Raw genomic sequence first — 26,625 nt, forward strand, 5'->3', positions numbered from 1 at the left:
GCTCCGAAACCACAAAAACTTATGGATACACAAAAAATCATCAAAGACGCTTATCCCAGTTCCGAGAAGGTATATGTATCGGGCAAACTCTTTCCCATCCAGGTGGGCATGCGCAAAATCAACCTCACCGATACCGTAACCATCGAGAATGGGAAACGGGTACACACCCCCAACCCGCCGGTATATGTCTATGACACCAGCGGCCCCTACACCGACCCGTCGGTCGAAGTGGATATCAACCGGGGTATTCCCCGCCTGCGCGAGTCGTGGATCATAGCCCGCGGCGATGTAGAGCGCCTCGACGACATCACCTCGCAGTATGGACGTGCCCGCCGCGACGACCCGTCGCTCGACTCGATTCGTTTCAAGCACACGCCGCTCCCCTACAAGGCTAAACCGGGACACTCCATCACCCAGATGTACTACGCCCGACAGGGCATCATCACGGCCGAGATGGAGTATGTGGCCATACGCGAAAACCTGATGAACGAGCAGCTGGGCATCGAGAGCTACATCACCCCCGAGTTCGTACGTCAGGAGGTGGCTGCCGGCAGAGCCATCATCCCGGCCAATATCAACCACCCCGAGGCCGAGCCCATGATTATCGGCCGCAACTTCCTGGTGAAACTCAATACCAACATCGGTAACTCGGCGCTCTCGTCGGGTATCGAAGAGGAGGTGGACAAAGCCGTGTGGAGCTGCCACTGGGGCGGCGATACCCTCATGGACCTCTCGACGGGCGACCACATTCACGAGACCCGCGAATGGATTATCCGTAACTGCCCCGTACCCATGGGTACCGTGCCCATTTACCAGGCCCTCGAGAAGGTGAACGGCAAGGTCGAGGAGCTCACCTGGGAGATCTATCGCGACACGCTCATCGAGCAGTGCGAGCAGGGAGTGGACTATTTCACCATTCATGCCGGCGTGCTCAAGGCTCATGCCGACCTGGTGGGCGAGCGTCTCACCGGTATCGTGTCGCGCGGCGGCTCAATCATGACCAAGTGGTGCGTCATCCACAATCAGGAGAGTTTCCTCTACACCCACTTCGACGAGATTTGCGAGATTCTCAAGCAATACGATGTAGCCATCTCACTGGGCGACGGCATGCGTCCCGGCTCGATTCACGACGCCAACGACCGCTCGCAGTTCCTCGAGCTCGATGTACTGGGCGAACTCACCGAGAAGGCCTGGGCTCACGACGTGCAGGTGATTATCGAGGGTCCCGGCCATATTCCCATGCACAAGATCAAAGAGAATATGGACCGCCAGTTGAGCAGTTGCCACGGGGCTCCCTTCTACACGCTGGGCCCGTTGACGACCGATATCGCTCCGGGTTACGACCACATCACCTCGGCCATCGGCGCCGCACAGATTGCCTGGCTGGGCACGGCCATGATTTGCTACGTCACCCCCAAGGAACACCTGGGACTGCCCGACCGCGAGGATGTGCGCAACGGTGTCATCGCCTACAAGATTGCCGCCCACGCCGCCGACCTGGCCAAGGGATTCCCCGGCGCCCAGATGCGCGACGACGCCATGAGCAAGGCCCGCTACGAGTTCCGCTGGAAAGACCAGTTCAACCTAGCACTCGACCCCGACCGGGCCCTCGAGTACTACAAGCAGGGCTCGTTCCACGACGGGAACTATTGCACCATGTGCGGCCCCAACTTCTGCGCCATGCGATTGTCGCAAGACATCACCAACTGCATCGAAAAGGAATGACCGCAGCGGCCCATAGGCCAACGAGAATATTGAACTATTTTGAACCAACCAACAATTAACGAATTAAAGGAGAAATAGAAGAAAGATGTTTTCCGAAGAATTAGAAAAATATTCCTGGGACGACATAACCGCCTGCATCAACTCGAAACAGAGCCGCGACGTGGAGATTGCCCTGGGCAAGGAACACTTGACCATCGACGACTTCATGGCTCTTGTTTCGCCGGCTGCGGCTCCCTATCTGGAGCACATGGCCACCCTGAGCCGGCGTTACACCCAGGAGCGTTTCGGTAAAACGATACAGATGTATGTACCGCTTTATATCACCAACTCGTGCAACAACTTTTGCGTCTATTGCGGATTCAACCACAACAATCCCATAGCCCGCATCATCCTCACCGAAGAGGAGATCGAAAACGAGTGCCGTGCCATACGCAAGCTGGGTCCCTTTGAGAACCTGCTCATTGTCACCGGCGAAAATCCCCGCGATGCCGGCGTGGACTACCTGGAACGGGCACTGCAAATAGCACGGCCCTACTTCTCGAACCTCTCGATCGAGGTGATGCCGCTCAAGAGCGAAGACTACTACCGGCTCACCAAGTCGGGCCTCAACGGCGTGGTATGCTTCCAGGAGACCTATCACAAAGACCGCTACAAGATCTATCACCCCAAGGGGATGAAATCGATCTTCGAGTGGCGGCTCAACGGCTTCGACCGTATGGGTCAGGCCGGCGTGCACAAGATAGGCATGGGCGTGCTCATCGGGCTGGAGCCCTGGCGCACCGACGTGACCATGATGGCCATCCACCTGCAATACCTGCGCAAGCACTACTGGCAGACGAAATACAGCGTCAACTTCCCCCGCATGCGGCCGTCGGAGGGTCACTTCCAACCCAACGTGGTGATGAGCGACCGGGAGCTAGCCCAACTGATTTTTGCCTTCCGCATCTTCGACCACGACGTGGACATTTCGGTATCGACCCGCGAGAATCCCAACTTCCGCAACCACATTGCCACGCTGGGAGCTACCTCGATAAGTGCCGGCTCAAAGACCGACCCGGGAGGCTATGCCACCTATCCGCAGGCGCTGGAACAGTTTGCCGTGAGCGACGAACGCACCCCAGCCGAGGTCGAGCAGGCCGTAAAGGCCATGGGCTATGAAGTCGTGTGGAAAGACTGGGACAAAATCTTTGACTGATGAACGAGCGGTACAGCAGACAGACGATGCTCCCCGAAATCGGGGAGGCAGGACAGGAACTCCTGCTCAAGGCCCGGGTGCTGATTGTGGGTGTGGGCGGACTGGGTTCGCCCGTCGCCCTCTATCTGACAGCGGCCGGTGTGGGTTGCCTGGGACTGGTCGATGACGATGTGGTGTCGGTGAGCAACCTGCAACGGCAGGTGCTCTACACCGAGGCCGAGGTGGGGCAACCCAAGGTCGAGTGTGCCCGCCGGCGACTGACGGCACTGAACAGTATGACCCACATCGAGACCTACCCTACCCGGCTCACGGCCGATAATATAGAGGAGCTCGTATCGGGCTACGACCTGGTCATCGACGGCTGCGACAATGCAGCCACACGTTACCTCATCGACGAGGAGTGCGCCCGCCAGGGCAAGCCCTATATCTATGGCTCCATCGCTGCCTTCGAGGGGCAGGTGTCGGTATTCAACTATCGGGGAGGCCCCCGGTACAGCGACCTCTACCCGCGCCCCAAGGTGATGCCTCAACCACAGCCTGGCGGAGTCGTCGGGTCGATACCCGGTGTTGTCGGTACCCTCCAGGCCTGCGAAGCCATCAAGATAATCACAGGTTGTGGCCAGGTATTGAGCGGCAAACTCTATCTGCTCGACATGCTGTCGCTGCGAAACGAGATTATCGAGATCTGATTCCGAAACCTGTACCGCATACCGAACCTATAAAAAAGCGAATCACCCAACCCTGAGTGATTCGCTTTTTTATACCTCGCAACGCAGCCTCATCAATAGGCCGTAGCCCAATTGTTGAGATGCACGTTCTCGCGTTTCCACTTATCCTTCGGTGCCGTCTCGCCCTGGGGATATCCCATGGGAATGACGTTGAGCGGGATAATCTGCGACGGCAAACCGAGTACCTCGCGAATGACTTTCACCCGACTCATCACGGGATAGGCTCCCGTCCATACGGCACCCAGGCCCAAACCGTGAGCCGCCAGCAGAATATTCTCGGTAGCAGCCGAGGCATCCTGTATCCAGTAGGTAGCCCCCTCTCCCTCGATGGCCTTGCTCAAGTCGCCGCACACCACGATGGCTACCGGCGCCGATGCCAGCATTTTGGCATTGGGCAGCGAGTCGGCCAACTGGGTCATCAACGCCTTGTCGTCGATAACCACAAAGGCCCACGGCTGTTGGTTACGGGCAGTAGGAGCCGCCATGCCGGCACGCAGAATCTGCTCGATTTTCTCGGGTTCTACGGCCTGGTCGGTATAGGCCCGCACACTGGCCCGGGTTTCGATGGCCTCGAGCACGGGCATCCCGTCGCCACTACCCTTGGAATCTGCCTGGGTGGTCGAGAAGAACATCACGAATACAACGACCGTGAAGATGAACCACACGGCCAGAAAAATAAACAAAACTCGTTTCATATCTTATCCTTTTAAGTTACAGAGTCAACAGTCCCTCGGGGATATTCATGTAGAGCCGGCGGTTCTCCTCGTCGATATCGCTTACAAACTCATCGACAGCCGGCACGAGCAACTCCCGCCCGTCGTGATCGATTTCGAAGAGTACGTTCTCGGTCGTATCATCGACGGCTACGATTTTGCCCAACTCGCCCCGCTCACCGTCGATCACGGTAAACCCGATGAAATAGTCGCTCGGAGCCTCCTCCTCGACCTCGGTATCGTAATAGGACTTGGGGAAATAGACGTCGAGCAGCGAAAACTCCCGGGCGTCGTCCTCGGTATCGACATCCTCGAGCTTCATCAGAGCCGTGGTATCGCTCTTGAAACGGTACTCCTCGATGAAAAAGGGGACGAAGATGCCGTCGATTTCGCACACGATATAGGGACAGTCGGTGCGGTCGAACACGTCGTCGGTAAAGGTGAAGGACAACTCGCCCTTCACCCCGTGCGGCTTGTTGAACCGCCCAATCTTTATCAAATCTTCACGTTCAATCATTATCGTCTTCTTGGTTTACAACCGGGTGATGCGGGCGCCTATGGCATTGAGACGCTTGTCGATATCCTGGTAGCCCCGGTCTATCTGGTCGATGTTGTGGATGCGGCTCGTACCCTCGGCACTCATGGCCGCGATGAGCAGGGCGATACCGGCCCGAATATCGGGCGACACCATGTTGGCCGCCCTCAGCTTGTGGGCGCGTGCCTGACCGATAACGGCAGCACGATGCGGGTCGCACAAGATAATTTGAGCTCCCATGTCGATGAGTTTATCGACGAAGAAGAGTCGGCTTTCAAACATCTTCTGGTGAATGAGTACACTGCCCTTGGCCTGGGTGGCTACCACGAGGAAGACACTCAAGAGGTCGGGGGTGAGTCCCGGCCACGGTGCATCGGCAAAGGTCATGATCGAGCCATCGATAAAGGTATCGATTTCGTAGCTTTCGTGCTCGGGTATATGTATGTCGTCGCCATTCTGTTCGACGGTGATACCCATCCGGCGGAAACTGTCGGGGATGATGCCCAGGTCGTTGTACGACACGTTCTTGATGGTGATATCCGATTGGGTCATGGCAGCCATACCGATGAAACTGCCCACCTCGATCATATCGGGGAGAACGGTGTGCTCACACCCCTTGAGCGACGATACACCGTGGATGGTGAGCAGGTTGGAGCCGATACCTTCGATGCGGGCTCCCATGCGGTTCAGCATCTTCGAGAGTTGTTGCAGGTAGGGTTCGCAGGCGGCGTTGTAGATGGTCGTGTCGCCTTCGGCCAGAACGGCGGCCATGAGGATATTGGCAGTACCGGTAACCGACGCCTCGTCGAGCAGCATGTAGCTGCCGGTGAGTTTGTCGGCCTTGATTTCATAGCGTTGAGCCGTGGGGCAATAGGTAAACGAGGCACCCAGCTTCTGGATGCCCAGGAAGTGGGTGTCCAAACGGCGACGTCCTATCTTGTCGCCACCCGGCTTGGGCAGCACGGCATATCCGAAGCGGGCAATGAGCGGCCCGATAATCATTACCGACCCCCGCAGGGCGGCTCCCTTTTGCAGAAACTCCTCGCTGTCGAGATAGTCGAGATTGATTTTATCGGCCTTGAAACTGTATGCATTCAACCCGATGCGCTCGACCGTTACGCCCAAGTCGCGCAGCAACTGGATGAGGTTGTTCACATCGAGAATATCGGGGATATTGTATATCTTCACCTCTTCGGGGGTGAGCAACGTAGCACAAAGTACTTCCAATGCCTCATTCTTAGCGCCTTGCGGTATCAACTCTCCATTCAGGCGATGCCCGCCTTCAATAATAAACGATGCCATACTCTTTAATCTATTAAGGTTAATGAGTGAAAGATACAAAAAAAAGCGGTTATTTACCCGCTTTTTTTGAATTATTTTTCGATTTATTGTTTCGTTGCGGCTGCACGACAGGCTCCCGCACATCGCGCAGATGGTAGGTGGCAGGATCGAGGTCGATGACACCGTGGGTATATTCCTTCAGGTCTTTCAAAATCTTCTCGTCCTCTACCGAGTCTTTGTTCCACTGGTAGAAGAGTTTTTTCATGTGGTTGGCCAGCATCGACACGAGGGCATCGCGCTCGGGACCGGCAGGCATCTCCTCGGCCTTCTTGAGCATCCCTTCCATGATTTTGCCATAGTGGCGATACTTGATGGGCGACAACTGGTAGGGTATGGGATCGGGTTGAGTGTGCAGATTCTCCTTCTTGACTATCTCGTAGGGATAATCGATATCGAGCTTGAAGTCGGACATGATGGCCAGGTGGTCCCACAACTTGTGTTTGAAGTCCTCGATATCGCGCAGGTGGGGAAACAGATTCCCCATGATATTGATAATGGTGTTGGCACAACGTGTGCGTTCGGCCCGATCCTCAATTGTCATGCAGTGATCGACCATCTGTTGTACATTGCGGCCATACTCAGGCAGTATCAGTTTCTTTAAGTCCGAGGTATATTGCATAGTTGGTTGGTTTTTCTTTTTTACAATACTTTGTTCTTGGGCTTTGTAGCGACAAACTCTTTCAGATAGAAAGGCTCGAAATAGGCTACATCCTCAAATTTACCCTGGCGGAAAGCCCGCTCGGCAAGGGCCAGCATATCGGTGGCCAGCGGCACGATATCATCGACAAAGATGGCGTTTTCGTGACGGATGACCTCTTTGCACTTGGCAGCCCCGTTGCCCGCGAATACCACCCGCCGCGTAGCCAGCAGATCGGCAAAGGAGTTTTCGTCGATGACACAGGCTTCTACCGGCTTCACGGTGTTGAGCGCATTGTCATAAACGGCGGCATAGACCTCCATGCGTCGAGCGTCGATCATGGGACAGTATAACACATCTTCGTCGTAATAGGTTTTGAACATCGTCGCACAAGCCAGCAGCTCGAGCGTGGGCACGGCAATGAGGGGAACCCCCAAACCGAAACAGAGGCCCTTGGCCTCGGATACCCCAATGCGCAGCCCCGTATAGGAACCGGGCCCGCTGCTCACGGCTACGGCATCGACCTTGACCGACTTGTCGCGGGCAAAGGTCATCAACTCCTTGACATAGGCCCCCAGCAAAGAGGCGTGCGAAGGACCGTCGAAACTCTCGAAATGACATTGAACCACGCCATCGGACGAAAGCGCGGCCGAACAGACCGACGTAGAAGTCTCTATATGTAGAATATTCGGCATAATTTTTACAGGTAAACATCTTGCCTTCCTGACCTCAACGGAGAGAAAGCAGTAAACAAACGTATATTAATTGCGTTAATGAGTGTACAAAAATAGCTCTTTTTTTTCAATAATATTGCTTTTGCAACGGAATTAAGATTAAATTTGCAAAAACATTTACTGACATGATACAATCGATGACCGGTTTCGGCAAGTCCGTGGTGGAACTGCCGCACAAAAAAATAACCGTTGAAATAAAATCGTTGAACAGCAAGCAGCTCGATTTATCAACCCGTATTCCCCAGCAATACAGAGAACTGGAGATGGAAATCCGATCGGAGATTGCCCGGCGACTCGAGCGGGGCAAAGTCGATTTTCTGGTGTATAGCGAGACAATAGGCAAAAGTACTTCGGCCCAAATAAACATTCCGGTACTGGAGGGCTATTACCAGCAGGTGAAGGATGCATCGGAAAAACTGGGTATCGCCATGCCCGAGGATTGTTTCTCGATTCTGCTGCGCATGCCCGATGCCTTGAGTACCGAGGCCCCCGAAATCGACGAGACCGAAATAGCCGCCTTGAAAAAGGCTGTCAACGAGGCCATCACCCGCCTCGAAGAGTTCCGCATCCAGGAGGGGGCCATGTTGCAACGCCTCTTCGAAGAGAAGATCGACAACATAGCCCGGTTGCTGAAAGAGGTAGAGCCCTATGAAAAAGAGCGCATCGAGAAGATAAAAGGACGCATTATCGACGCCCTGACCAAGATCGACAACTTCGACTACGACAAAAACCGGTTTGAGCAGGAGATGATCTACTACATCGAGAAACTCGACATCAACGAGGAGAAACACCGGCTCGACAACCACCTGAAATACTTCCTCGAGACCATGCAGGCCGGGAAGGGTCAAGGCAAGAAACTGGGATTCATCAGTCAGGAGATGGGCCGCGAAATCAATACGCTCGGTTCCAAGTCGAACCAGGCCGAAATGCAACGCATCGTCGTGCGCATGAAAGACGAGTTGGAACAAATCAAAGAGCAGGTATTAAACGTGATGTAATGGAAAAGAGAGGCAAACTGATTATTTTCTCGGCACCCTCGGGGTCGGGTAAATCGACTATCATACAATCGCTGTTGCACCGGGACTTGAACCTGTCGTTCTCGATTTCGGCCACCAGCCGGGCACCTCGAGGCACCGAAAAGAACGGTGTCGAGTACTACTTTATCTCACCCGAAGAGTTCAGGCAACGCATTGCCAACGGCGAGTTTCTCGAATATGAAGAGGTCTATGCCGGTAAGTTCTACGGCACCTTGAAGAGTGAGGTAGAACGTATCCTCGACAGCGGACGCAACGTCATTTTCGATGTCGATGTCGTGGGCGGACTCAATATCAAGAAGTACTACGGCGACCAGGCTCTGGCCCTCTTCATTCAGCCCCCCAGCATCGAAGAGCTGAAGAAGCGGCTCGAACACCGGGCTACCGATGCCCCCGAGGTAATTGCCAGCCGCATTGCCAAAGCCGAGTATGAACTCTCGTTTGCCCCGCGGTTCGACCGCATCATTGTCAACGATATTCTGGAAAAAGCGCAGGAAGAAGCCTATCAGGCAATACGCCAATTCCTCGACAAACCCTGACGCCCTATGCCACTTATCCCGACAGCTTTTTTCTCTGGCACATTCAACCCGGTCCACACGGGGCACCTCATACTGGCCAACTACCTGTGCGAGTATGAAGGTTTCGACGAGGTGTGGATGTCGGTAACGCCACAGAACCCCCTGCGGGAAAAGCTGTCGAGCGAGGCCGACCGGCAACGGGTCGAGATGCTCAGGCTGGCCGTGACCGGCAATCGCAAAATCGTGGCGACCGACATCGAGTTTTCGCTGCCCCTACCCTCCTACACGATACGCACGCTCGACCACCTCAAGAGCCTCTACCCCGACCGCGAGTTCACGCTCGTCATCGGAGCCGACAACTGGCAACTCTTCGACCGGTGGCGCGAGAGCCGACGCATCATCGACGAATACCACGTGTGCATCTATCCCCGCCGGGGCTACGAGGTCGATGAAACGAAGCTCCCCCCCACGGTGCGATATTGCCAGGCGCCCATCATCGAAATCTCTTCGACCCAGGTGCGGCAAGGCATTGCCGAGGGCAAGAACATGAACTATTTCGTACCCCAGCCGGTATATGAATATATAATCAACCACAGACTTTATAAAAACAACGAGTAATGGACGAACGCATTTATTCAAAAAACATTATCGAATTTGTCACCGTCGGTGCCGAATATTGCGCATTTCTCGAACGTACTCCCGAACTGGAAAGAGATGAATTTATCGATAAAATCATAAAGATACTCCCGCTACTCTATCTCAAAGCCACCCTGCTATCGCCCGAGGAACCCGAAGAGGAGACCTACCCCGAGCGGTTTGTCACCGAGGGCATGTATGAGGGCATACGCATGAGTATCGAGAGCCTGCTGGGCGAAGACGACAGCTATCTGGAAGTATTCCAGAACGATATGAAATACAGCGAGGAGCCCCTGGCCGCCAGTATCTCCGAAGGTCTCGCCGATATCTATCAAGACTTGAAAGACTTCATTTCGACATATCGGTTGGGCAACGAACCTCAGATGCTCGAGGCGCTGTATATCTGTTACGAAAACTTTGTCTCCTACTGGGGACAGCAACTGGTAAACGTGCTGCGAGCGCTGCACAACGTGAAATACTCGCCCAACGACAACGACGATGAGGATGACGACGACCATTGCGACTGTGGCCACCACCATCACCACTACCGGGAAGACTCGGGCAGCCATTATACCGACATATTCGGTCATCAACAAGGGGACGACGATATTTTCGACAAACTCAACGATGATGAGGATTAAACAATTATGGAGAACGAAGCATCTGACAAAATAAAAATCAGTAAAGAAATCATCGCGACTCTTCCCATCGAATCATTCCCCGGAAGAATCGTTGTGATCGACAATGACGCCCTGGCCACCGAGGCTGTCGGGCGGCTCTGTCGCGAACCTATCATAGGCTTCGATACCGAGACCCGCCCCACCTTCAAGAAAGGCCAAAGCAACCATGTGGCCCTCATGCAGCTATCGACCCACGACACCTGTTACCTGTTCAGGCTCAACCGCATAGGATTTACTCCCGCCTTGAAACACTTGCTCGAAGACGAAAACCTGCTCAAGGTAGGCATTTCGCTCAAAGACGATTTCTGCATGCTGAACCGCCTCAAAGACGGACAGTTTACCCCCCGCAACTTCGTGGAGTTGCAGAAGTTTGTCAAGCCCTACGGCATCGAAGACCAAAGTCTGCAAAAAATCTATGCCATCGTCATCGGGAAAAAGATATCAAAAGGACAGCGCCTCTCCAACTGGGAGGCCGACCACCTGACCGACGGACAGCAACTCTATGCCGCAACCGATGCCTGGAGCTGCATCAAGATTTACGAGACTCTACAATCGGGCAAATTTCAATGCCCCAACCAGCTCCTTATATAAAAAACTCTATATCATTATCAAATATGAAAAGGTATAACCTAATCGCATTGCTCCTACTCATCTATCTGGCCGTCATGGCCTACTTTGGCCGCGGCATGCTGCTGAGCGGCAACTACTGGGAGTACTTTGGTATCATCGCCATCACGCTGTTGATCATCATCGCTCTGCGATGGGCCTTGAAACGTCGCGAAATGATACGTAACGAACGGCGCCAGAAACAAGACGCATCGAATCGTCGCACCCTGCACAACGATCGTCACATGTAAAATCATCCATCTCACACATGCAGTTATGATAAAGCGAATATTCCTCATCCTGTCGATTATCGGGCTGTTGTCGAGTACCGGGTCGGCACAGATTTTGAAAAACACCTGGATTGTCAATCCCCAGGTGAGTGGCTTCAACCTGGGCAGTACCCACACCCAAGAGACAGGCAACGAGACTTTCGACCTGGGGTTGAAGGTCGAGGCGGGTAACTTCATCGCCAACAACCTGGCTTTTCTCGTAGGTCTCGGCGGAGACTTTGCCTGGAACAAAGAGTACAAAGACAACAGCATAGACCTGATGGCGAGCATACGCTACTACACCTTGACAACCCTATTCATCGGGGTGAACACCGGCTATACCCACGCCTGGAACAAACCCAAGGGGGGTAGCTCTGTCTGTCGCGACTACCTGTATGTGGGAGCCGAACTGGGCTATGCCATCTTCGTGAGTCACAACATATCGCTCGATCCGGCACTTTACTGGAAACACAGTTTCACCGACAAGTTCGACCAGTATGGGTTGAAGATAGGTCTGTCGGTCTATTTCTAAACGACGAATAAACAAATCAAAAAACACATAACACAATGACAGAGAAAATGACTCAATTGATGAAGGACATCCCGGCGGTTCGGTGGACTGCCCTTGTCCTGCTGGCGAGTGCCATGTTCTTTGGGTATATCTTCATGGACATACTCTCGCCGCTACAAGAATTATTGCAAAACACCAGAGGCTGGTCACCCGATGCCTACGGCCATTACGCCGGGTCGGAGACTTTCCTGAACGTATTCGTGTTCTTCCTGATTTTTGCCGGTATCATACTCGACAAGATGGGAGTTCGCTTCACCGCCATCCTCTCGGGTGCCGTCATGCTGGTAGGTGCCTCGATCAACTATTTTGCGGTGAGCAATGCCTTCATCGGCAGCAATGCCGAAGCCTTTATGAACCGATTCATGAACCTGCCGCTGGAGTGGTGGAACGTCACCCCGTTCTACGAGGGCATGCCCGCCTCGGCCAAGATGTCGGCCATCGGCTTCATGTTCTTCGGCTGCGGGGTCGAGATGGCCGGTATCACGGTTTCGCGCGGTATCGTCAAGTGGTTCAAAGGTAAAGAGATGGCCTTGGCCATGGGCGTCGAGATGGCTATCGCCCGTGTGGGTGTAGCTGTGGTCGTGCTGGGTTCGCCGGTATTGGCCAACAAGTTTGCTCCCGTCGATGTGTCGCGTCCCGTACTGGTAGCGGTTATCCTGCTGGCTATCGGCCTCATCTGCTTCATCTCCTATGCTTTCATGGATAAGAAACTCGAAAAACAGATGGGCGAAAGCGGCGAAGAAAAAGACGATCCCTTCAAAATCTCAGACCTCAAATATATCTTCTCGAGCAAGGTATTCTGGCTGGTAGCTCTCCTCTGCGTGCTCTACTACTCGGCCATCTTCCCCTTCCAGAAGTATGCCATCAACATGCTGCAATGCAACCTGGGCTACACGGCCGAGCAAGCGGGGCTCGTGTTCTTTGTATTCCCGCTGGGAGCGGCTGCCATCACCCCCATCCTGGGCAACTTCCTCGATCACAAAGGTAAAGGAGCTACCATGCTCATCTTCGGTGCTCTGCTCATGATTGCCTGCCACCTGGTATTCGCCCTGGTATTGCCGGCACTCAAAGGCACGGTAATCGCTGTGATTGTAGCCTACCTGTCGATTATCCTGCTGGGTATCTCGTTCTCGCTGGTACCGGCTTCGCTGTGGCCTTCGGTTCCCAAGCTGGTTGATAACAAGTTGCTGGGTTCGGCCTACGCCGTTATCTTCTGGATTCAGAACATCGGTCTCTACTCTTTCCCCATGATTATCGGTGCCACGTTGCGCATGTCGAATCCCGGTATCGAAGATCCGCTGCAATACAACTACACCATCCCGATGCTCATCTTTGCCAGCCTGGGAGTCCTGGCTCTCCTGTTCGGATTATGGCTGAAAGTTGAGGATAAGAAACGGAGATACGGCCTCGAAGAGCCTAACATCCAAAAGTAATCCCAAGTCGATTCAATCGACTTATTCCAAACTCTATACATGCGGCAGTTGGTTTCAGTACCGGCTGCCGCATCTTGTTATCTTTTTTATTAAACTAAAAAATATAGTTACAAAACTACATGGTTTAGTTTTATTAACTATAAATATTAGTTGAATAACTAAAACTTTTAGTTTATTTGTATCGACAAAAACAAAAACCTATGAAAGGACTTACCGCAAAAGAAGAAGAAATCATGAACTACTTCTGGCACAAAGGCCCGTTGTTCGTGAAAGAACTGCTCGATTTCTACGACGAGCCCAAACCCCACTTCAATACCCTATCGACCATCGTGCGTGGACTCGAAGAGAAGGGTTACCTGTCGCATAAGGCGTTTGGCAAAACCTACCAGTACTATGCTGCCGTGAGCGAAGAGTCGTTCAGGCGGGGAACCCTCCGCCAGGTGGTGCGCAAATACTTCAACAGCTCCTACCTGGGCGTGGTCTCGTCGCTCATCGAAGAGGAGGACATCTCGCTGAAGGAGCTGAAAGAGCTTATCGAGAAAGTGGAACGAGGAGGTGAAAAATAAAACACAACCCGACTATGAGTGCATTTTTTGTCTATATTCTCCAATCGGCCGTTTGCCTGGCGGTCTTGTTTCTCTTTTACAGTATTCTGCTGAGCCGAGAAACATTCTACCGCTACAACCGGGTGGCCCTGCTCTGCCTCATACCCCTCTCGTTTGTGTTGCCGCTGTGCCATCTGCCTCTGCCGGCTCCCGCAAACGAAAGTGTGGCCCCCGCTACCGTGGTGATGCTCGAGAACCTGTCGGCCTTCACCTATGTGACCGACGAGGTCGAAACGACAGCCGCCCCGGGGCCCGTAGCCCTCGTGGCAGCCATAGTCACCTATTGGGCCGGTGTGATGTTTTTCGTTACACGCTACCTCGTTACCATCGTGCGCCTGCTACGACTCATGAACGGCGGCCGCCGGGTGACCGACGACGAAGGGCGACAGATTATCGTCCTGCCCCAATCGATTGCCCCCTTCAGCTGGTTCGGCCGGATTGTCCTCTCCGAGGAGGACTTCGAGACGCACAGCCGCGAGATACTGCTGCACGAGTCGGCCCACATACACAAGCGCCACTCGTTCGACCTGCTGGTGGCCGACCTCTGCACCTGGCTGCAATGGTTCAACCCTGCCGCCTGGCTGCTGAAACGCGAACTGCAAACCGTGCACGAATATGAGGCCGATGCCGAAGTTATCGACCAGGGCATCGATGCCCGGCAATACCAGCTGCTGCTCATCAAACGGTCGGTGGGCTCGAAGTTCTACTGCGTGACCAATCATTTCAATCACAACAAACTTAATAAACGTATTACCATGATGTTGAAAAAGAAATCCAACCGCAAAGCGACCTGGAAGTATCTCTATGTGATACCCGTCGCACTCTGTACCGTAACGGTATTTGCACGCCCCGAAGTTTCGGAACGTCTCGACAAAATAGCCTCGACCGACTTGCTGGCCATGCTCGACCAGGCCGACTCGCAATCGACCACCGATACCCAACAAATCACCATCACCGCGGCCGATAACTCCCAGACGAACAACATGAATATCAACATCGACACGTCAAACGACTCGACCTTGGGGAACAAACTGAACATCCACGTCACCGAAAACGGGAAACCGGCCTCGCTGGATAGCGCACTCTACATCGTCGATGGCAAAAAGATTTCGCGCGAAGAGCTCAACAAACTCTCGACCGACCAGATAAAGAGTGTCACGGTTCTCAAAGGGAAAATGGCTGTCGAGAAGTATGGCGACGAAGCCAAAGATGGCGTCCTGCTCATCAGCACGAAAGAATCGAACGATACCCAACCGATGAAGATAACCCTCTCGAACGACGGGAAACAAGACTCCCCAACAAGCTACTATGTCATCAACGGGAAGAAAGTCCCGGCCGAAGTGATAGACAAGCTCTCGGCAGGAGAATTTTCCTATATCATCAATGGCAAGGAGATCTCGGCCGAGGATATGGAAAAGCTCAACTTATCGGGCCAGGTCGGAAACATCTCGATACTCAACAACAGCGGAGAGAATACTGTCATTATCCATTCGAAACAGTCGTCGCTGCAGAATTGGCAGCAACGGGTGAGAGACCTGTCCGACTCCATTCGTGAAGAGGTGGCCGTTACCAAAGAGGGGAAAACCCTCTCCCCCGAAGCCATGGCTCGCATCGAGTCCCTCTCGGCCCAGATAAGCGCCAATGCCGACTCCATTACCCGAGCCATCGACGAGAAAGGGATCAATGCCCTCTCTAACCTCGACCAAACCAAACAGATTCCCGTAGTCATCTACGTCATCGATGGTAAGAAAGTCTCTGAAAAAGAGGCCAACAAACTGGATCCGAACGACATTGCCAGCATTACGGTGCTGAAAGGCAAGGAGGCTAAAAAGAAGTATGGAACTAAAGAGAGTGATAATGTCCTCATCATCACTACCAAAAAGAAGAAATAAATAAACGATTCCCCCGACTGAAAACAGAAAGGGCTGTGCTCGTGAGAACACAGCCCTTTCTGTTTGTTTCTGCAACAGCCACTCTTCAATTCGCCGCATCACTCCCACCCCCCCCAGGATTGTAAATGGCAAACGATGTGCGGTCAGCAGTCGGCCCAAACTATACCGTATGAGCAGCCAACCGCAGGGGAAAAGGCTCCCTGCCGGCCGACAGAAAAAAGACATCCCGGGCGACTTTTGTCGCCCGGGATGTTCCGAGTCTCATTCTGTTCAATGAGTCTTATGACGTTTCACTTTATTTTACAGCAAACCTCATCGAGCGGGTTCCTGCCTCAGTGACTACCTTGGCTACATATACCCCAGGGGCAAGAGTCGTCACATTGTAGCGGCACTCACTACCTGTACCACGAAGGGTGTCGATCAACGCTCCTGTCGTCGAATAGATCTCGACCGATTCGATTTCCTGTCCGACGGTATTGATAACCAAGATCTCGCTCACCGGATTAGGATAGAGGCTCCATGTAGCCGACACAGCATCGTCGATGCCCGAACCGGGTTTGGTAATCTCTATGTCATCGACCATGAAGTAAAATACGTCGGACGAAATCACATGCAAGGCCACATGTACCTCTTGTCCGTTGTATTTGCTCAAATCGACGGTAACTTTTTCCCATTTGTCATAAGGAGCCTCGCCCGATTGCACGACCTCAAAGTCGGCGGGATCGTTGCCGGTTATCGATACGCACACTTCATACTCTTCCAAACCATATTGGTCGTCAAAGCTTTGCACCTGCATGGTCAATGCCGCACCCTCGGCAGGCAACGCCAATTTGGGCGAGATCAACCAGTCGTTGTTACGTTCACCGGTATTCGTGTAGAAGGTGATACCATAGCGTTCGCCACTGGTAGGCACCAGCGAAGGAGCGCTCGCGGCCAGTGAAGGAGTTGTCATATAGGGGTTAAATGCCATGAATGCTACACCACCTGTCGGTACGGGGAATGTGAATCCCGAGACTCCATAAGCCGGAGCACCGTCACCGTCGTAGGTCGTCCATTGAGGATTGAAGTTGTCGATCGAGAAGTCGGCACAGCCTTCGAAGTCCATCAGGTAGGGATCTCGCGGCTCGGCACTTACCACAGTTGCTTCCACGCGATTGTCTTCGGGATTTTCATCGCCCTCGATTTCGACTGTGGCAACAATGGTATAGCTACCCGGTTCAGCCATGTCGGCCGTGAATGTATATTCATTGCTTTCATAACGGCCAAGCGTTACACTTTGCGACCCGGCACTTTCGCCATTTACAGTCACCGACAAGGTTGCCGTCTGTTCCGACTGGCTATTGTTGGTCACGCGCACGACAATAGGCTGATTGCTGGCCAATATACTTTCGCCTACGGGCGACACAATGGCATTTACCGTGTAGTCAATCTCGGCAACCTCGCCTTCGCCAAATATCGGGCGAATGGCCGGTGTACCCAAATTGGCCGAGCTTTGGTCTATAATCATATCACTATCTATCAGATAGAGAATACCGGGAGTAACGCCATCGACCACCAGACAATAACCCGAAACGCCAACAGCAATCATGTAATCGCCTGGTTCCAGAAGTTTCGGCGTGATGGAATACTCGATCTGCCCTACTTCAGAGCCTTGAGCTACTACCTCGGTAAATATATTCTGACCCAATTCATATACATTGCCATAGGTGTCGTCTTCCGTCAGGCTTTCGGGATCATATTTGTATGCAGCCAGTGTAATGTCTTGGTTGTCGGCACTACCCCAACCCACCGATATACCGGTAATGATGCTCTCGGTGGTCAAATGAATGGGTATTGCAGCAATCATCGGCATGCCCTCACCCATACCTACTGTATTGTTTTCGGTATAATTCTCGGTGTGATCAAATGCCAGGATACCATCGGTAACCTCCAACGATACGGTCTGAGTGTTGTTATCTTCATTCGTATCGGTTGCGCCCGCGATCGAGACCGTAAATTCCAGTTGGGCCGTAGTACCGGCTGTTGCTCCGGTAATGGTAAACTCAACGGGTACCGTAGCCGTCTCGCCAACACCAATTTCGGGAACAGAAACCGAGGCCAGTTGCGAACCGTCAAACTCGACAACGAGATTTCCCGAAACGGGGGTTGCTCCCTTGTTACCAACAAGCACATTGCCCGAGATCGATTGAGAAACAGGAGCCATGGTAGGCATGCCATATATGCCATCTACGCTCATATCGGAACCCAACAATTCGGTCACTTCGATATCTCTAATCATCAACGTGGACTGACATTCCATTTCATTTTGATAGAACGCGAACTGATATACGCCATCTTCGGTACATTCGTAAAGCACCTCGCCAACTACATAATTTTCTTCGGTATATTCATTTTCAACCATATGAATGTCCGAAAACGCGCCACCATCTTTACTGCACATCAATGAATAGTTATCGGCCAACTGAATCCATCCCATATAGTTCATGCCAGCCTTGTGGGTGTAGCTGATGCGGTAGGTCGATCCGGCTTTCAGATTCAACCCCTGCGAGTATAAACTACCACCGTAGTAGCAGACCATCGCTCCCTCATCGGCTATGTACGTCCATCCGCCATCGCTGTACCATTGAGACGGACTTTCACCGGCACTGAAATCGGCCGTCACAGGCACGTCGCTCACACCGAAATGGACTGTCTTGCCACTGATTGTGTTATTGGCCAGATTGGATTCTTCTCTGCCACCATTGGTAACGACATCGGTAGCGGTTATCTGCAGCTCATACACGCCAACTTCCGAAAGATCGAGTTCGTCGGCCAATTGCACCGTAACATCTCCTTGCGGAGCCAATGTCTCGGTCACAGATTGTTTGCCCGAGGCCACTTCGGCTCCATCGCGAAGAAGCGTCCACTCAAAAGCAAACGAGGTGATATCCAACCCGCAGGCGTTGCCAAACGTAACATCGACGGTACCGGTGGTGAGCGAAATACCGGGAACTGGCATCGACATGGCCAAAGCACTTATATCGGCTGCTTCCACGTACTCGCCACTGCCTATTTCGACAAGGCTGAGATTGACACCGAACTGATTGGCTTCGGAATATACATGGAAGGCGAAATAATAATCACCTGCCGTTTCGACCGAAAGATCAATTACCTCGTTATATGCACTGCCTCCGGTGAAGCTTTCATACTGGGCCAGAGGCTCCATCTCGTCCACATTGGAAGTCGTGCCCCAAAGCACTTCGAAATTTTCTGGATAACTGCTCGAGAAAGCAGAAAATATAACCCTCACGTACCCATCACCTGCCGGTATCGAAATGGGCTCTTTGGTAACCAAGTAATCATCGGAAGGGGTCACATAATCATCATTGTACTTGACCGAGACCCCACCGTTGCTGCTGTCATACTCCCAAGTTTCATCATCATTATTTGCATTGATGATGGTCCAGTCGTCGGCAAAATTCTCGGCATTCGAAAAATCATAGAGAAATGGTACTTCCACTGCCGCAGCAGCCTGAGAAACCAGCCCATTGGATCGAAGCACGCGGTCAAACAAGTTGCGCGACTGATTGTAGTTCATAACTTTTCTACCCAACTCGACCTTGTGGCCATTCATTCTCAATTTAGAGACATTGCGACGTGCAATCTCTTTTCCTTGAACTTCGCCACCCGCGGCGTTGCTCAACCTCTGCATCTGCATTGTCGCAACCGACAAATTCCTAATCGGCTCCCCTTTAGTTACCTTTTGGAAAGCATATCCGCCCGAGATGGCCAAAGTTGCACACGCCAAAAAAGTAAACAATTTTTTCATAACACTACATTATAAAATTACAATATGATATAATATGATTAGATTTACTACAAAAATAAATATAAATTTTAAATATAAAAAATATATTGTAACTTATTTATGTATAAAACTTATTTTTTATTATTCCACCAGGAAAAGTAAAAGTGCTTGGGACGGCATCAAATTCACCGTCCCTGACATAACCAAGAGATGACTTTACAAAACAAAAGAATGCCTGTCAACACCCAAGGTCTCGGGGCGCCGACGGCATATGATATTGACAAAAAAGAGGAATAAAATATCGATACTCGTTTTCTATACGAAACCCGATTATTGCGGCAGCGTCACCTTGAAGTAGGGATTCTCCACGTGTTGCTCGAGCACGATTTGCTTCATGGCTTCCACCCGCTCAGGATACTGCGAGGCCAGGTCGTGGTCCTCGTGAATATCGTCGGCCAGGTTGTAGAGATGGCACTTGCCCTTCTCGACAAAGAGTTTCCAGTCGCCCTGCCGCACGGCTATCTGGTCGATCTCGCAGAACTCCCAGTAGAGGAAATCGTGCTGTTTTTGTTTCTTGTCCTTACCCAACAGAGTGGGAGCAAAGGAGAGGCCGTCGAAATAGTTGAGTCGCCCCTTGGCATATCGCTTTTCATAGTTCTTTACCCCGGTAAGGTCGCAGAAGGTAGGCAGAATATCGTAGAAGGCCAACTGATGATCATTGACCGATACCGGCACATGACCCGGCCAGCGCACGATAAACGGGATGCGAATACCCCCTTCGTGGCACGAGCGCTTCAACCCCTTCAACTTGCCGTCACGGCCGAAAAAGGCAGGGTCGGCCCCACCCTCCTCGTGGGGGCCGTTGTCCGACGAGAAGATGACAATCGTATTCTCGGCAAGTCCTTTCTCCTCGAGCTTGGCCAGAATCTCGCCCACATACTTGTCGAGCCGCTCGATCATGGCGGCAAACTGGGCATGGGTGTGGGTCACAGGATTGTAACGGCTCCAGTAGCTGCCGTTGTATATCCCTTTGTCGCCCAATCGCTCACGGTATTTGTTGAGCAGCGAGTCCTCGGGCTGCACCAGCTCGGCATGCGGCAAAGTGTAGGTAAAGAAGCCGAAGAAAGGCTCATCGGCCGACCGGCGGTCTATCCATTCGAGTGCGGCCCGATGAATGAGATCGGCCGAGTATTGCTTGCGCAGTTCGTATCCGGCGCCCCACATGGGATAGTCGATATTCCCGTCGAGCGTAACGCGAACCGTGGCCGTGTCGCCCAAAGCCGGGTTGTAACGATTCAAGAAGTTGGGATAATAAAGGTGTGCCTGGAACTGGCAGATATAGCCGAAGAACTCATCGACACCCCGCTTGTCGGGCGTAGATACCGACCCCTCGTAGCCGCCGGCCCATTTGCCAAACATGCCGATAGTGTAGCCGTTTTCCTTCATCACCTCGGTAAGTATCACATGATCGGGGTCGTAGGGATGCTGCCCCACCACGGCATAGTCGTCGTTGATGCCATAGCGCACCTTGCCGCTCTCTTTCCAATACTCTTTATTGCCTCGCACCTCGCCATGGCCCGAGTGTTGCCCGGTCATGATACAGGCCCGCGAAGGTGCACTCACGGGACTGCCCGAGTAGGCTTGTGTGAAGCGCATCCCCTCCGAAGCCATACGGTCGAGGTTGGGTGTATCGATATACCGCTGCCCGTAACAACCCAGATCGCCATACCCCATGTCGTCGCACAGGATAAAAATAATATTGGGTTTGTCGTTCTTCTGAGCCCACATCGGGGATACTGAGGCCAACAGTCCACCCCCCAGGCATAAAAGTCGAGAATATTTCATGGATATCTTGTTTTTCTAATTTCACAACTACAGTCGTCAAATATAAAACTAAAATTCTGTTTGCCCAAAGTGGCCCTGTATTTTTGAATTTGAAAACCCCGATTTTCATTTGCCACTGCGCCCATCTTTTTTTATTTTTGCTTCAGAATATAAAATTCGATTCAAGAGCACTCTCATGGAAAAGACCCTCTATACCCCGTTTGACCGGGTGATGTATATCATGACCAAGCCGGTAGGCTCGATTTGCAACCTGGCCTGTACCTATTGCTACTATACCGAGAAGGCCAAACTTTATCGCGACACGCCTCGCCACATCATGAGCGAGAGCCTGCTCGAAAAGTTTATCAAAGAGTATATCGAGAGTCAGGCCAGTGACCATATCCTCTTCACCTGGCACGGTGGCGAAACACTGATGCGGCCGCTCGACTTCTATCAAAAGGTGGTAAAGCTGCAGGCGCAGTATGGCCGGGGTCGTGTCATCGAGAACAGCATACAGACCAACGGCACATTGCTGACCGACAGTTGGTGCCGGTTCTTCAAAGAGAACAACTGGCTGGTGGGCGTGAGTATCGACGGCCCGCAGGAGTTTCACGACGAATACCGCCTCACGAAACAGGGGCGCCCCACCTTCGTAAAGGTGATGCAGGGCATCAACCTGCTCAACAAACACGGGGTGGAGTGGAACGCCCTGGCCGTGATCAACGACTTCAACGCCGACTATCCGCTCGACTTCTACCACTTCTTCAAAGATATCCATTGCAAATACATCCAGTTTACCCCTATCGTCGAACGCATCAATCCACATGCCGACGGCCGCCAACTGGCGGCCCCCGACGAGGAGACTCACAACGGCGTGACCGACTTCTCGGTATCACCCGAACAATGGGGCGAATTCCTCTGCACGCTCTTCGACGACTGGGTGCGCCACGATGTGGGCGAATACTACATTCAACTGTTCGATGCCACACTAGCCAACTGGGCCGGTGTAATGCCGGGCGTATGCTCCATGGCCGAGACCTGCGGCCACGCCGGCGTAATGGAGTTTAACGGCGACGTGTATAGCTGCGACCACTTCGTTTTCCCCGAATACAAACTGGGCAATATCTACACCCACTCGCTCATTGAGATGATGAACAGTCCCCGGCAGGTGGCTTTCGGACAAAACAAGCGCGACAGTCTGCCCACCCAGTGCAAACAGTGCGACTACCTCTTTGCCTGCCACGGCGAATGTCCCAAAAACCGATTTACCCGCACCACTACCGGCGAGCCGGGGCTGAACTACCTGTGTGCCGGCTATCACCGCTTTTTCAAGCATGTGGCACCCTACATGGATTTCATGAAGCGCGAACTCGACAACCAGCGACCACCAGCCAATGTGATGCAATGGATTCGCGAGAACGAGAAACGGCACTGACAATAATATCCCCATACAGACGAAGCGCTCCTGACACAGGCCAGGAGCGCTTCGATTTTAATCATTATACTCATCGAGCTATTCGGTATAACAGAACACGACATAGGCTGCCTCGTTCCAACTCAGTGGTGCTCCCTCTTCCCGAGATTCGGGCTCGAGACGAATGTGCAACATCGATTTACCACGAGTGAAGCTCTCGGGAATTTCAAACTCATCTTCAATCCAGCGCTTGTAAGGGTTACTATCGGCCAGATACCAGACTCCAACCTCTTCACCATCGACCCAAACCCGAGCACATTGCCGGGACTGCTGCTGGTCGCTGAGCCTCCGTAACCTCACGCCCCGATTCTCGGGCTGGATACCTGCCTCAAACGAACTGCCCTCGGTAAACCGCCACACGGTACCGGCTACCTCTTCGTCATCGGCATCACCCTCGAAACAGGCTACAAGCGGTGACTTCTCCACCTCTCCCCGGGCCTTGTATCGATGTTCCTTTATCGATTGGGACGAAGCAAGATTCAACCGGTCGGTCTCGACCAACACAGGCTCCTCACGCCCATAATAGAATATGGCCCCCGAGTGTTCGAGATACTGGTTGTTATGCTCGCCCGACTCAATGCCGAAATCGAGCGATGAATAGAAGGGATAACTGTCACCCAGACATAAGCGGGTCATCGACCACGGATTGTCGCTCAACCCGTCATATCCACCCGAGGGATGCCCCTCGGCCGGGGTAGGGAATCCCCACCCGTAACAGATGTAGCTCTCGGATCCATCACTCTCGACCTGCGGAGTGCGTATGCCATCGATGTGTACACGCACATCCCCTTCGCAAGTAATGATATGCGGCCGTTCTCCATAACACGTCACATGGGCAGCCACCATCTTACCCCACCCCTTTATCGAAGCGATGCGACTATCGGCTCCCGGGGTGTGCTTGCGGGCATAATAGGGCGATGAGCGAAAATAACCGCTCCGCTCCCGATCATAATCATTGGCACCCACAGCCACTTCGGCAAAGGCCAACGTTACCGGTGTGTCACCTCGATTCACCAGTTCTACCTCGGCACACTCCCAAAACGGCATGGGAAAATAGTTGTAGAACCAGCCGTCGGTTGTGGTTCCCATGAGCAGATAACGGGTGTTGTTATATCCCAGCGAATTCCCGAAGAAACACCCGATGGGACACCACACATCGGCCTCGTCGTGACTGTCCCAACGCAGACGCACCCACAGATTTTGCAAACGGTCGGGATTCATATCGGCCACATAGAGCCGCAACGAATGTATTACCCCACCCTCATTCATCTGGAGTAACGACAGGGTATCGCCCGAATCCAACGTCTGCTCGGGCCTGCGTATCCATCGCATCGCACAAGTATCGGGATTACTGCCGGTCTGTTTCCACTGCCGAATCAACTGGCTGTAATCTTCGTTTCCCGTAAACGTCTCTATCCCATCGGGCGAAGTGTAGGCATGATAGACCACATGCCCCCAGCCTCCCTCGCCTTTCTCGCGCTGGGCTCCTTCGAGTTTTACACTCGAGGTGATGCGACAACCGTTGCGAAAAGGCATCGGTACAAAACTGCGAACCACCCGGATAGGGCCACGCCCATGATCCAGCGGCCCGATATAACACGAAGCCTGCGGTTCGGTAAAGGGATATTTTTCGCCAAACTCCGAGAGCCGTATCGTAAAACGAGGCTCACTTTCGCCATCGAAATAGAATCGGAATATGGGCTCCTCGGAGGTAAGATAACGATGCTGTACCATATTGTAAATACAGCCAGCACCGGCCACATCGAATATGACCCATTCGCCCCGGGAGTCGGGGTAGAGATGCCAGTCCCAATCGGCATTCTCTCCATTCTTGTCGATACTGCCTTCGTATTTCACTCTCGTATTACGATCGAGTATTGGTAGCCGGGACACATCGGTCAGGCGATTCAATCCATACGACACAGGCGGAATCGTGGACGAAGCAGATACCACCATCGATAGCCCCCACAGAACTGCCAGAGATTTTATGGAAAAGAGTTTTTTCATGGTTGTAACTTTAAGATTGTTTGCTGTTGCAAAATTACCGACAACCTACAAGTCGGGACAAATACTTTATTATCCATTCCTTGCACTTTTATCCATAAAAAAAAGTCGGTCTCCGCACACAGGGAAACCGACTTCTATGTTTTCGACCAACCAGGCCTCACTCCTTACGCTCCAGCAACACGACATTCTCTACATGGTGGGTGTGGGGGAACATATCGACCGGCTGCACACGCGCAACCCGATATTTGGCATCGAGCAGCGACAGGTCGCGAGCCTGTGTGGCGGGATTGCAACTCACATAGACAATGCGTCGCGGCTCGGCAAACAGGATGGTCTTGATTACATCGTCGTGCATACCGGCACGGGGCGGATCGGTGATGATGACATCGGGGCGGCCGTGCTCGCCAATGAAATCCTCGGTGAGGATATCTTTCATATCGCCGGCATAGAACAGCGTGTTGTCCAAGCCGTTGATGCGAGCATTCTCCTTGGCATCCTCAATGGCCTCGGGCACATACTCGATGCCGATGACCTTGCGCGACTGCCGGGCCACGAAGTTGGCAATTGTCCCCGTGCCCGTGTAGAGGTCATAGACCAGCTCGTCGCCGGTGAGTCCGGCAAACTCGCGGGCCACCTTGTAGAGCTCGTAGGCCTGCTCCGAGTTGGTCTGGTAGAACGACTTGGGACCAATCTTGAACCGCAACCCCTCCATGCTCTCCCAAATGTAGTCGCGTCCGCGATAGAGGTGTACCTCCTGGTCGGTGATGGTGTCGTTGGGCTTTTGATTGACGATATAAAGGAGCGAAGTAATTTGCGGGAACTCGTCGGCCACATGCTGCATCATCGCATCGATGCGTTCCTGATCGGGCTCGAAGAAGACTACGATGAGCATAATCTCGCCCGTCGAGGCGGTGCGCACGATCATGTTGCGCATGAGCCCCGTCTGCTCCCTCAAATCGAAGAAGGGGTAATTGTGGTCGATGGCAAACTGCCGTATCGAGAGACGGATGCGGTTGGAGATGTTGTCCTGCAACCAACACTTCTTGATATCGAGCACCTTGTCGAACATGCCCGGTATGTGGAATCCCAGGGCATTGCGACTGTCGAACTCCTGGGCCGACTGCAACTGCTCGTAGGTGAGCCACGAGCGATTCGAGAACGAGAACTCAAGCTTGTTGCGGTAGAACTGCTGTTTGGCCGAGCCCTTCGTGGGCAGCACCTCGGGCAAGGGAATCTTGCCTATGCGAGTGAGGTTATCCTCGACCTGCTGCCGCTTGAACTGTAACTGGAAGTCGTAGGTCACATGCTGCCACTTGCAGCCGCCACACACCCCGAAGTGCTCGCAAAACGGCTGTACCCGCAGCGGCGAATAGGAGTGAAACTTCACGATGCGGGCCTCGGCATAACTATGCTTCTTGCGGGTTACCTGCAAATCGACCACATCGCCCGGTGCGGCAAAGGGGACAAACACTACCAAATCGTTTACCCGCGCCAGTGCCTTCCCTTCGGCAGCCACGCCGGTTATCTCAATCTGCTCCAGCAAAGGGAGCTCTTTCTTTTTTCGTGCCAAAACAAAAAATTAAAATATGATTATGCGGTACAAAGATAGTGAAAGGCGAGAGCCGGGGCAAATGAAAATGCAATTTTCAAGACGGGCTATGCCGAGCCGAATCCTCTCTTC

23 protein-coding genes are annotated in these 26,625 nt (G+C 52.9%); 14 read left to right on the plus strand and 9 right to left on the minus strand.

Annotated elements, in window-relative coordinates; translation table 11 throughout:
• Positions 1-21 precede the first annotated feature (21 nt).
• The 3 genes from thiC (at position 22) to B5G10_RS08860 (ending at position 3,609) form a co-directional block, all read left to right on the plus strand.
• Positions 22-1,725 (plus strand): phosphomethylpyrimidine synthase ThiC, encoded by a 1,704-nt coding sequence (gene thiC, locus B5G10_RS08850; RefSeq protein ID WP_087424376.1) that lies wholly within the window; start codon positions 22-24, stop codon positions 1,723-1,725.
• Between the two features lie 85 nt (positions 1,726-1,810).
• Positions 1,811-2,920 carry a 2-iminoacetate synthase ThiH gene (gene thiH, locus B5G10_RS08855; protein WP_087424377.1) on the plus strand — a complete coding sequence of 370 codons (1,110 nt, stop codon included), beginning with the start codon at positions 1,811-1,813 and terminating at the stop codon, positions 2,918-2,920.
• A complete protein-coding gene (locus tag B5G10_RS08860; protein WP_087424378.1) occupies positions 2,920-3,609 on the plus strand; it encodes a HesA/MoeB/ThiF family protein in 690 nt (229 codons plus the stop codon). The genes thiH and B5G10_RS08860 overlap by 1 nt, the downstream gene beginning before the upstream one ends.
• Positions 3,610-3,701: 92 nt before the next feature.
• Here the strand turns inward: B5G10_RS08860 and B5G10_RS08865 are convergent, their stop codons facing one another.
• The 5 genes from B5G10_RS08865 to tsaB are packed head-to-tail and all read right to left on the minus strand — an operon-like array spanning position 3,702 to position 7,569.
• Complete coding sequence (locus tag B5G10_RS08865; protein WP_087424379.1) at positions 3,702-4,343, minus strand: nitroreductase family protein; 642 nt, start codon at positions 4,341-4,343, stop codon at positions 3,702-3,704.
• 16 nt (positions 4,344-4,359) lie between these two features.
• Complete coding sequence (rimM, locus tag B5G10_RS08870; RefSeq protein WP_087424380.1) at positions 4,360-4,878, minus strand: ribosome maturation factor RimM; 519 nt, start codon at positions 4,876-4,878, stop codon at positions 4,360-4,362.
• A gap of 15 nt (positions 4,879-4,893) precedes the next feature.
• Entirely contained in the window at positions 4,894-6,198 is a 1,305-nt protein-coding gene (gene murA / locus B5G10_RS08875) for a UDP-N-acetylglucosamine 1-carboxyvinyltransferase (RefSeq protein ID WP_087424381.1), read from the minus strand.
• Between the two features lie 49 nt (positions 6,199-6,247).
• On the minus strand, positions 6,248-6,856 hold the full coding sequence (locus B5G10_RS08880; RefSeq protein ID WP_087424382.1) for a DUF4290 domain-containing protein: 609 nt from the start codon (positions 6,854-6,856) through the stop codon (positions 6,248-6,250).
• A gap of 20 nt (positions 6,857-6,876) precedes the next feature.
• The gene (gene tsaB, locus B5G10_RS08885; protein ID WP_087424383.1) at positions 6,877-7,569 is read right to left on the minus strand and encodes a tRNA (adenosine(37)-N6)-threonylcarbamoyltransferase complex dimerization subunit type 1 TsaB; all 693 of its coding nucleotides are present in this window, start codon (positions 7,567-7,569) and stop codon (positions 6,877-6,879) included.
• A gap of 164 nt (positions 7,570-7,733) precedes the next feature.
• Here tsaB and B5G10_RS08890 point away from each other — a divergent pair, with 164 nt between their 5' ends.
• The 10 genes from B5G10_RS08890 to B5G10_RS08935 all read left to right on the plus strand — a co-directional run bounded on the left by B5G10_RS08890 (position 7,734) and on the right by B5G10_RS08935 (position 15,852).
• Positions 7,734-8,606, plus strand: a complete 873-nt coding sequence (locus B5G10_RS08890) for a YicC/YloC family endoribonuclease (protein ID WP_206396560.1) — start codon at positions 7,734-7,736, stop codon at positions 8,604-8,606.
• Positions 8,606-9,181, plus strand: coding sequence for a guanylate kinase (gene gmk / locus B5G10_RS08895; protein ID WP_087424384.1), 576 nt, complete (start codon positions 8,606-8,608; stop codon positions 9,179-9,181). The genes B5G10_RS08890 and gmk overlap by 1 nt, the downstream gene beginning before the upstream one ends.
• Before the next feature lie 6 nt (positions 9,182-9,187).
• Positions 9,188-9,778 (plus strand): nicotinate (nicotinamide) nucleotide adenylyltransferase, encoded by a 591-nt coding sequence (nadD, locus tag B5G10_RS08900; protein ID WP_087424385.1) that lies wholly within the window; start codon positions 9,188-9,190, stop codon positions 9,776-9,778.
• The gene (locus B5G10_RS08905) at positions 9,778-10,437 is read left to right on the plus strand and encodes a DUF5063 domain-containing protein (protein WP_087424386.1); all 660 of its coding nucleotides are present in this window, start codon (positions 9,778-9,780) and stop codon (positions 10,435-10,437) included. The genes nadD and B5G10_RS08905 overlap by 1 nt, the downstream gene beginning before the upstream one ends.
• 6 nt (positions 10,438-10,443) lie before the next feature.
• Positions 10,444-11,067, plus strand: a complete 624-nt coding sequence (locus B5G10_RS08910) for a 3'-5' exonuclease (protein ID WP_087424387.1) — start codon at positions 10,444-10,446, stop codon at positions 11,065-11,067.
• Between the two features lie 23 nt (positions 11,068-11,090).
• Positions 11,091-11,333, plus strand: coding sequence for a hypothetical protein (locus tag B5G10_RS08915; protein WP_143241103.1), 243 nt, complete (start codon positions 11,091-11,093; stop codon positions 11,331-11,333).
• Between the two features lie 25 nt (positions 11,334-11,358).
• The gene (locus B5G10_RS08920) at positions 11,359-11,883 is read left to right on the plus strand and encodes a hypothetical protein (RefSeq protein WP_087424389.1); all 525 of its coding nucleotides are present in this window, start codon (positions 11,359-11,361) and stop codon (positions 11,881-11,883) included.
• 35 nt (positions 11,884-11,918) lie between these two features.
• Positions 11,919-13,355 carry an MFS transporter gene (locus B5G10_RS08925; RefSeq protein ID WP_087424390.1) on the plus strand — a complete coding sequence of 479 codons (1,437 nt, stop codon included), beginning with the start codon at positions 11,919-11,921 and terminating at the stop codon, positions 13,353-13,355.
• A gap of 200 nt (positions 13,356-13,555) precedes the next feature.
• On the plus strand, positions 13,556-13,921 hold the full coding sequence (locus tag B5G10_RS08930) for a BlaI/MecI/CopY family transcriptional regulator (protein WP_087424391.1): 366 nt from the start codon (positions 13,556-13,558) through the stop codon (positions 13,919-13,921).
• 14 nt (positions 13,922-13,935) lie between these two features.
• Positions 13,936-15,852, plus strand: a complete 1,917-nt coding sequence (locus tag B5G10_RS08935; RefSeq protein WP_087424392.1) for a M56 family metallopeptidase — start codon at positions 13,936-13,938, stop codon at positions 15,850-15,852.
• Positions 15,853-16,147: 295 nt separating this feature from the next.
• On the opposite strand, the gene B5G10_RS08940 is transcribed toward B5G10_RS08935, so the two are convergent.
• On the minus strand, positions 16,148-19,660 hold the full coding sequence (locus tag B5G10_RS08940; protein ID WP_087424393.1) for a choice-of-anchor J domain-containing protein: 3,513 nt from the start codon (positions 19,658-19,660) through the stop codon (positions 16,148-16,150).
• Positions 19,661-19,969: 309 nt separating this feature from the next.
• Positions 19,970-21,484: an arylsulfatase gene (locus tag B5G10_RS08945; RefSeq protein ID WP_087424394.1), complete on the minus strand. Its 1,515-nt coding sequence runs from the start codon at positions 21,482-21,484 to the stop codon at positions 19,970-19,972.
• A gap of 175 nt (positions 21,485-21,659) precedes the next feature.
• Between B5G10_RS08945 and B5G10_RS08950 the strand changes: the two genes are divergently transcribed.
• Positions 21,660-22,898, plus strand: a complete 1,239-nt coding sequence (locus B5G10_RS08950) for an anaerobic sulfatase-maturation protein (RefSeq protein WP_087424395.1) — start codon at positions 21,660-21,662, stop codon at positions 22,896-22,898.
• A 78-nt stretch (positions 22,899-22,976) separates the two neighbouring features.
• On the opposite strand, the gene B5G10_RS08955 is transcribed toward B5G10_RS08950, so the two are convergent.
• Both B5G10_RS08955 and rlmD read right to left on the minus strand, forming a co-directional pair.
• The gene (locus tag B5G10_RS08955) at positions 22,977-24,944 is read right to left on the minus strand and encodes a DUF2961 domain-containing protein (RefSeq protein ID WP_087424396.1); all 1,968 of its coding nucleotides are present in this window, start codon (positions 24,942-24,944) and stop codon (positions 22,977-22,979) included.
• A 157-nt stretch (positions 24,945-25,101) separates the two neighbouring features.
• The gene (gene rlmD, locus B5G10_RS08960) at positions 25,102-26,514 is read right to left on the minus strand and encodes a 23S rRNA (uracil(1939)-C(5))-methyltransferase RlmD (protein WP_087424397.1); all 1,413 of its coding nucleotides are present in this window, start codon (positions 26,512-26,514) and stop codon (positions 25,102-25,104) included.
• Between the last annotated feature and the right edge of the window lie 111 nt (positions 26,515-26,625).

It is taken from the genome of Barnesiella sp. An55 (assembly GCF_002161555.1).
Lineage (GTDB): Bacteria > Bacteroidota > Bacteroidia > Bacteroidales > Barnesiellaceae > Barnesiella > Barnesiella merdipullorum.

Bases quoted from the DNA above. Each gene is read 5' to 3' on its own strand.
- thiC (WP_087424376.1), top strand. From the start codon at position 22: ATGGATACACAAAAAATCATCAAAGACGCTTATCCCAGTTCCGAGAAG.
- thiH (WP_087424377.1), top strand. From the start codon at position 1,811: ATGTTTTCCGAAGAATTAGAAAAATATTCCTGGGACGACATAACCGCC.
- B5G10_RS08860 (WP_087424378.1), top strand. From the start codon at position 2,920: ATGAACGAGCGGTACAGCAGACAGACGATGCTCCCCGAAATCGGGGAG.
- B5G10_RS08865 (WP_087424379.1), bottom strand. From the start codon at position 4,343: ATGAAACGAGTTTTGTTTATTTTTCTGGCCGTGTGGTTCATCTTCACG.
- rimM (WP_087424380.1), bottom strand. From the start codon at position 4,878: ATGATTGAACGTGAAGATTTGATAAAGATTGGGCGGTTCAACAAGCCG.
- murA (WP_087424381.1), bottom strand. From the start codon at position 6,198: ATGGCATCGTTTATTATTGAAGGCGGGCATCGCCTGAATGGAGAGTTG.
- B5G10_RS08880 (WP_087424382.1), bottom strand. From the start codon at position 6,856: ATGCAATATACCTCGGACTTAAAGAAACTGATACTGCCTGAGTATGGC.
- tsaB (WP_087424383.1), bottom strand. From the start codon at position 7,569: ATGCCGAATATTCTACATATAGAGACTTCTACGTCGGTCTGTTCGGCC.
- B5G10_RS08890 (WP_206396560.1), top strand. From the start codon at position 7,734: ATGATACAATCGATGACCGGTTTCGGCAAGTCCGTGGTGGAACTGCCG.
- gmk (WP_087424384.1), top strand. From the start codon at position 8,606: ATGGAAAAGAGAGGCAAACTGATTATTTTCTCGGCACCCTCGGGGTCG.
- nadD (WP_087424385.1), top strand. From the start codon at position 9,188: ATGCCACTTATCCCGACAGCTTTTTTCTCTGGCACATTCAACCCGGTC.
- B5G10_RS08905 (WP_087424386.1), top strand. From the start codon at position 9,778: ATGGACGAACGCATTTATTCAAAAAACATTATCGAATTTGTCACCGTC.
- B5G10_RS08910 (WP_087424387.1), top strand. From the start codon at position 10,444: ATGGAGAACGAAGCATCTGACAAAATAAAAATCAGTAAAGAAATCATC.
- B5G10_RS08915 (WP_143241103.1), top strand. From the start codon at position 11,091: ATGAAAAGGTATAACCTAATCGCATTGCTCCTACTCATCTATCTGGCC.
- B5G10_RS08920 (WP_087424389.1), top strand. From the start codon at position 11,359: ATGATAAAGCGAATATTCCTCATCCTGTCGATTATCGGGCTGTTGTCG.
- B5G10_RS08925 (WP_087424390.1), top strand. From the start codon at position 11,919: ATGACAGAGAAAATGACTCAATTGATGAAGGACATCCCGGCGGTTCGG.
- B5G10_RS08930 (WP_087424391.1), top strand. From the start codon at position 13,556: ATGAAAGGACTTACCGCAAAAGAAGAAGAAATCATGAACTACTTCTGG.
- B5G10_RS08935 (WP_087424392.1), top strand. From the start codon at position 13,936: ATGAGTGCATTTTTTGTCTATATTCTCCAATCGGCCGTTTGCCTGGCG.
- B5G10_RS08940 (WP_087424393.1), bottom strand. From the start codon at position 19,660: ATGAAAAAATTGTTTACTTTTTTGGCGTGTGCAACTTTGGCCATCTCG.
- B5G10_RS08945 (WP_087424394.1), bottom strand. From the start codon at position 21,484: ATGAAATATTCTCGACTTTTATGCCTGGGGGGTGGACTGTTGGCCTCA.
- B5G10_RS08950 (WP_087424395.1), top strand. From the start codon at position 21,660: ATGGAAAAGACCCTCTATACCCCGTTTGACCGGGTGATGTATATCATG.
- B5G10_RS08955 (WP_087424396.1), bottom strand. From the start codon at position 24,944: ATGAAAAAACTCTTTTCCATAAAATCTCTGGCAGTTCTGTGGGGGCTA.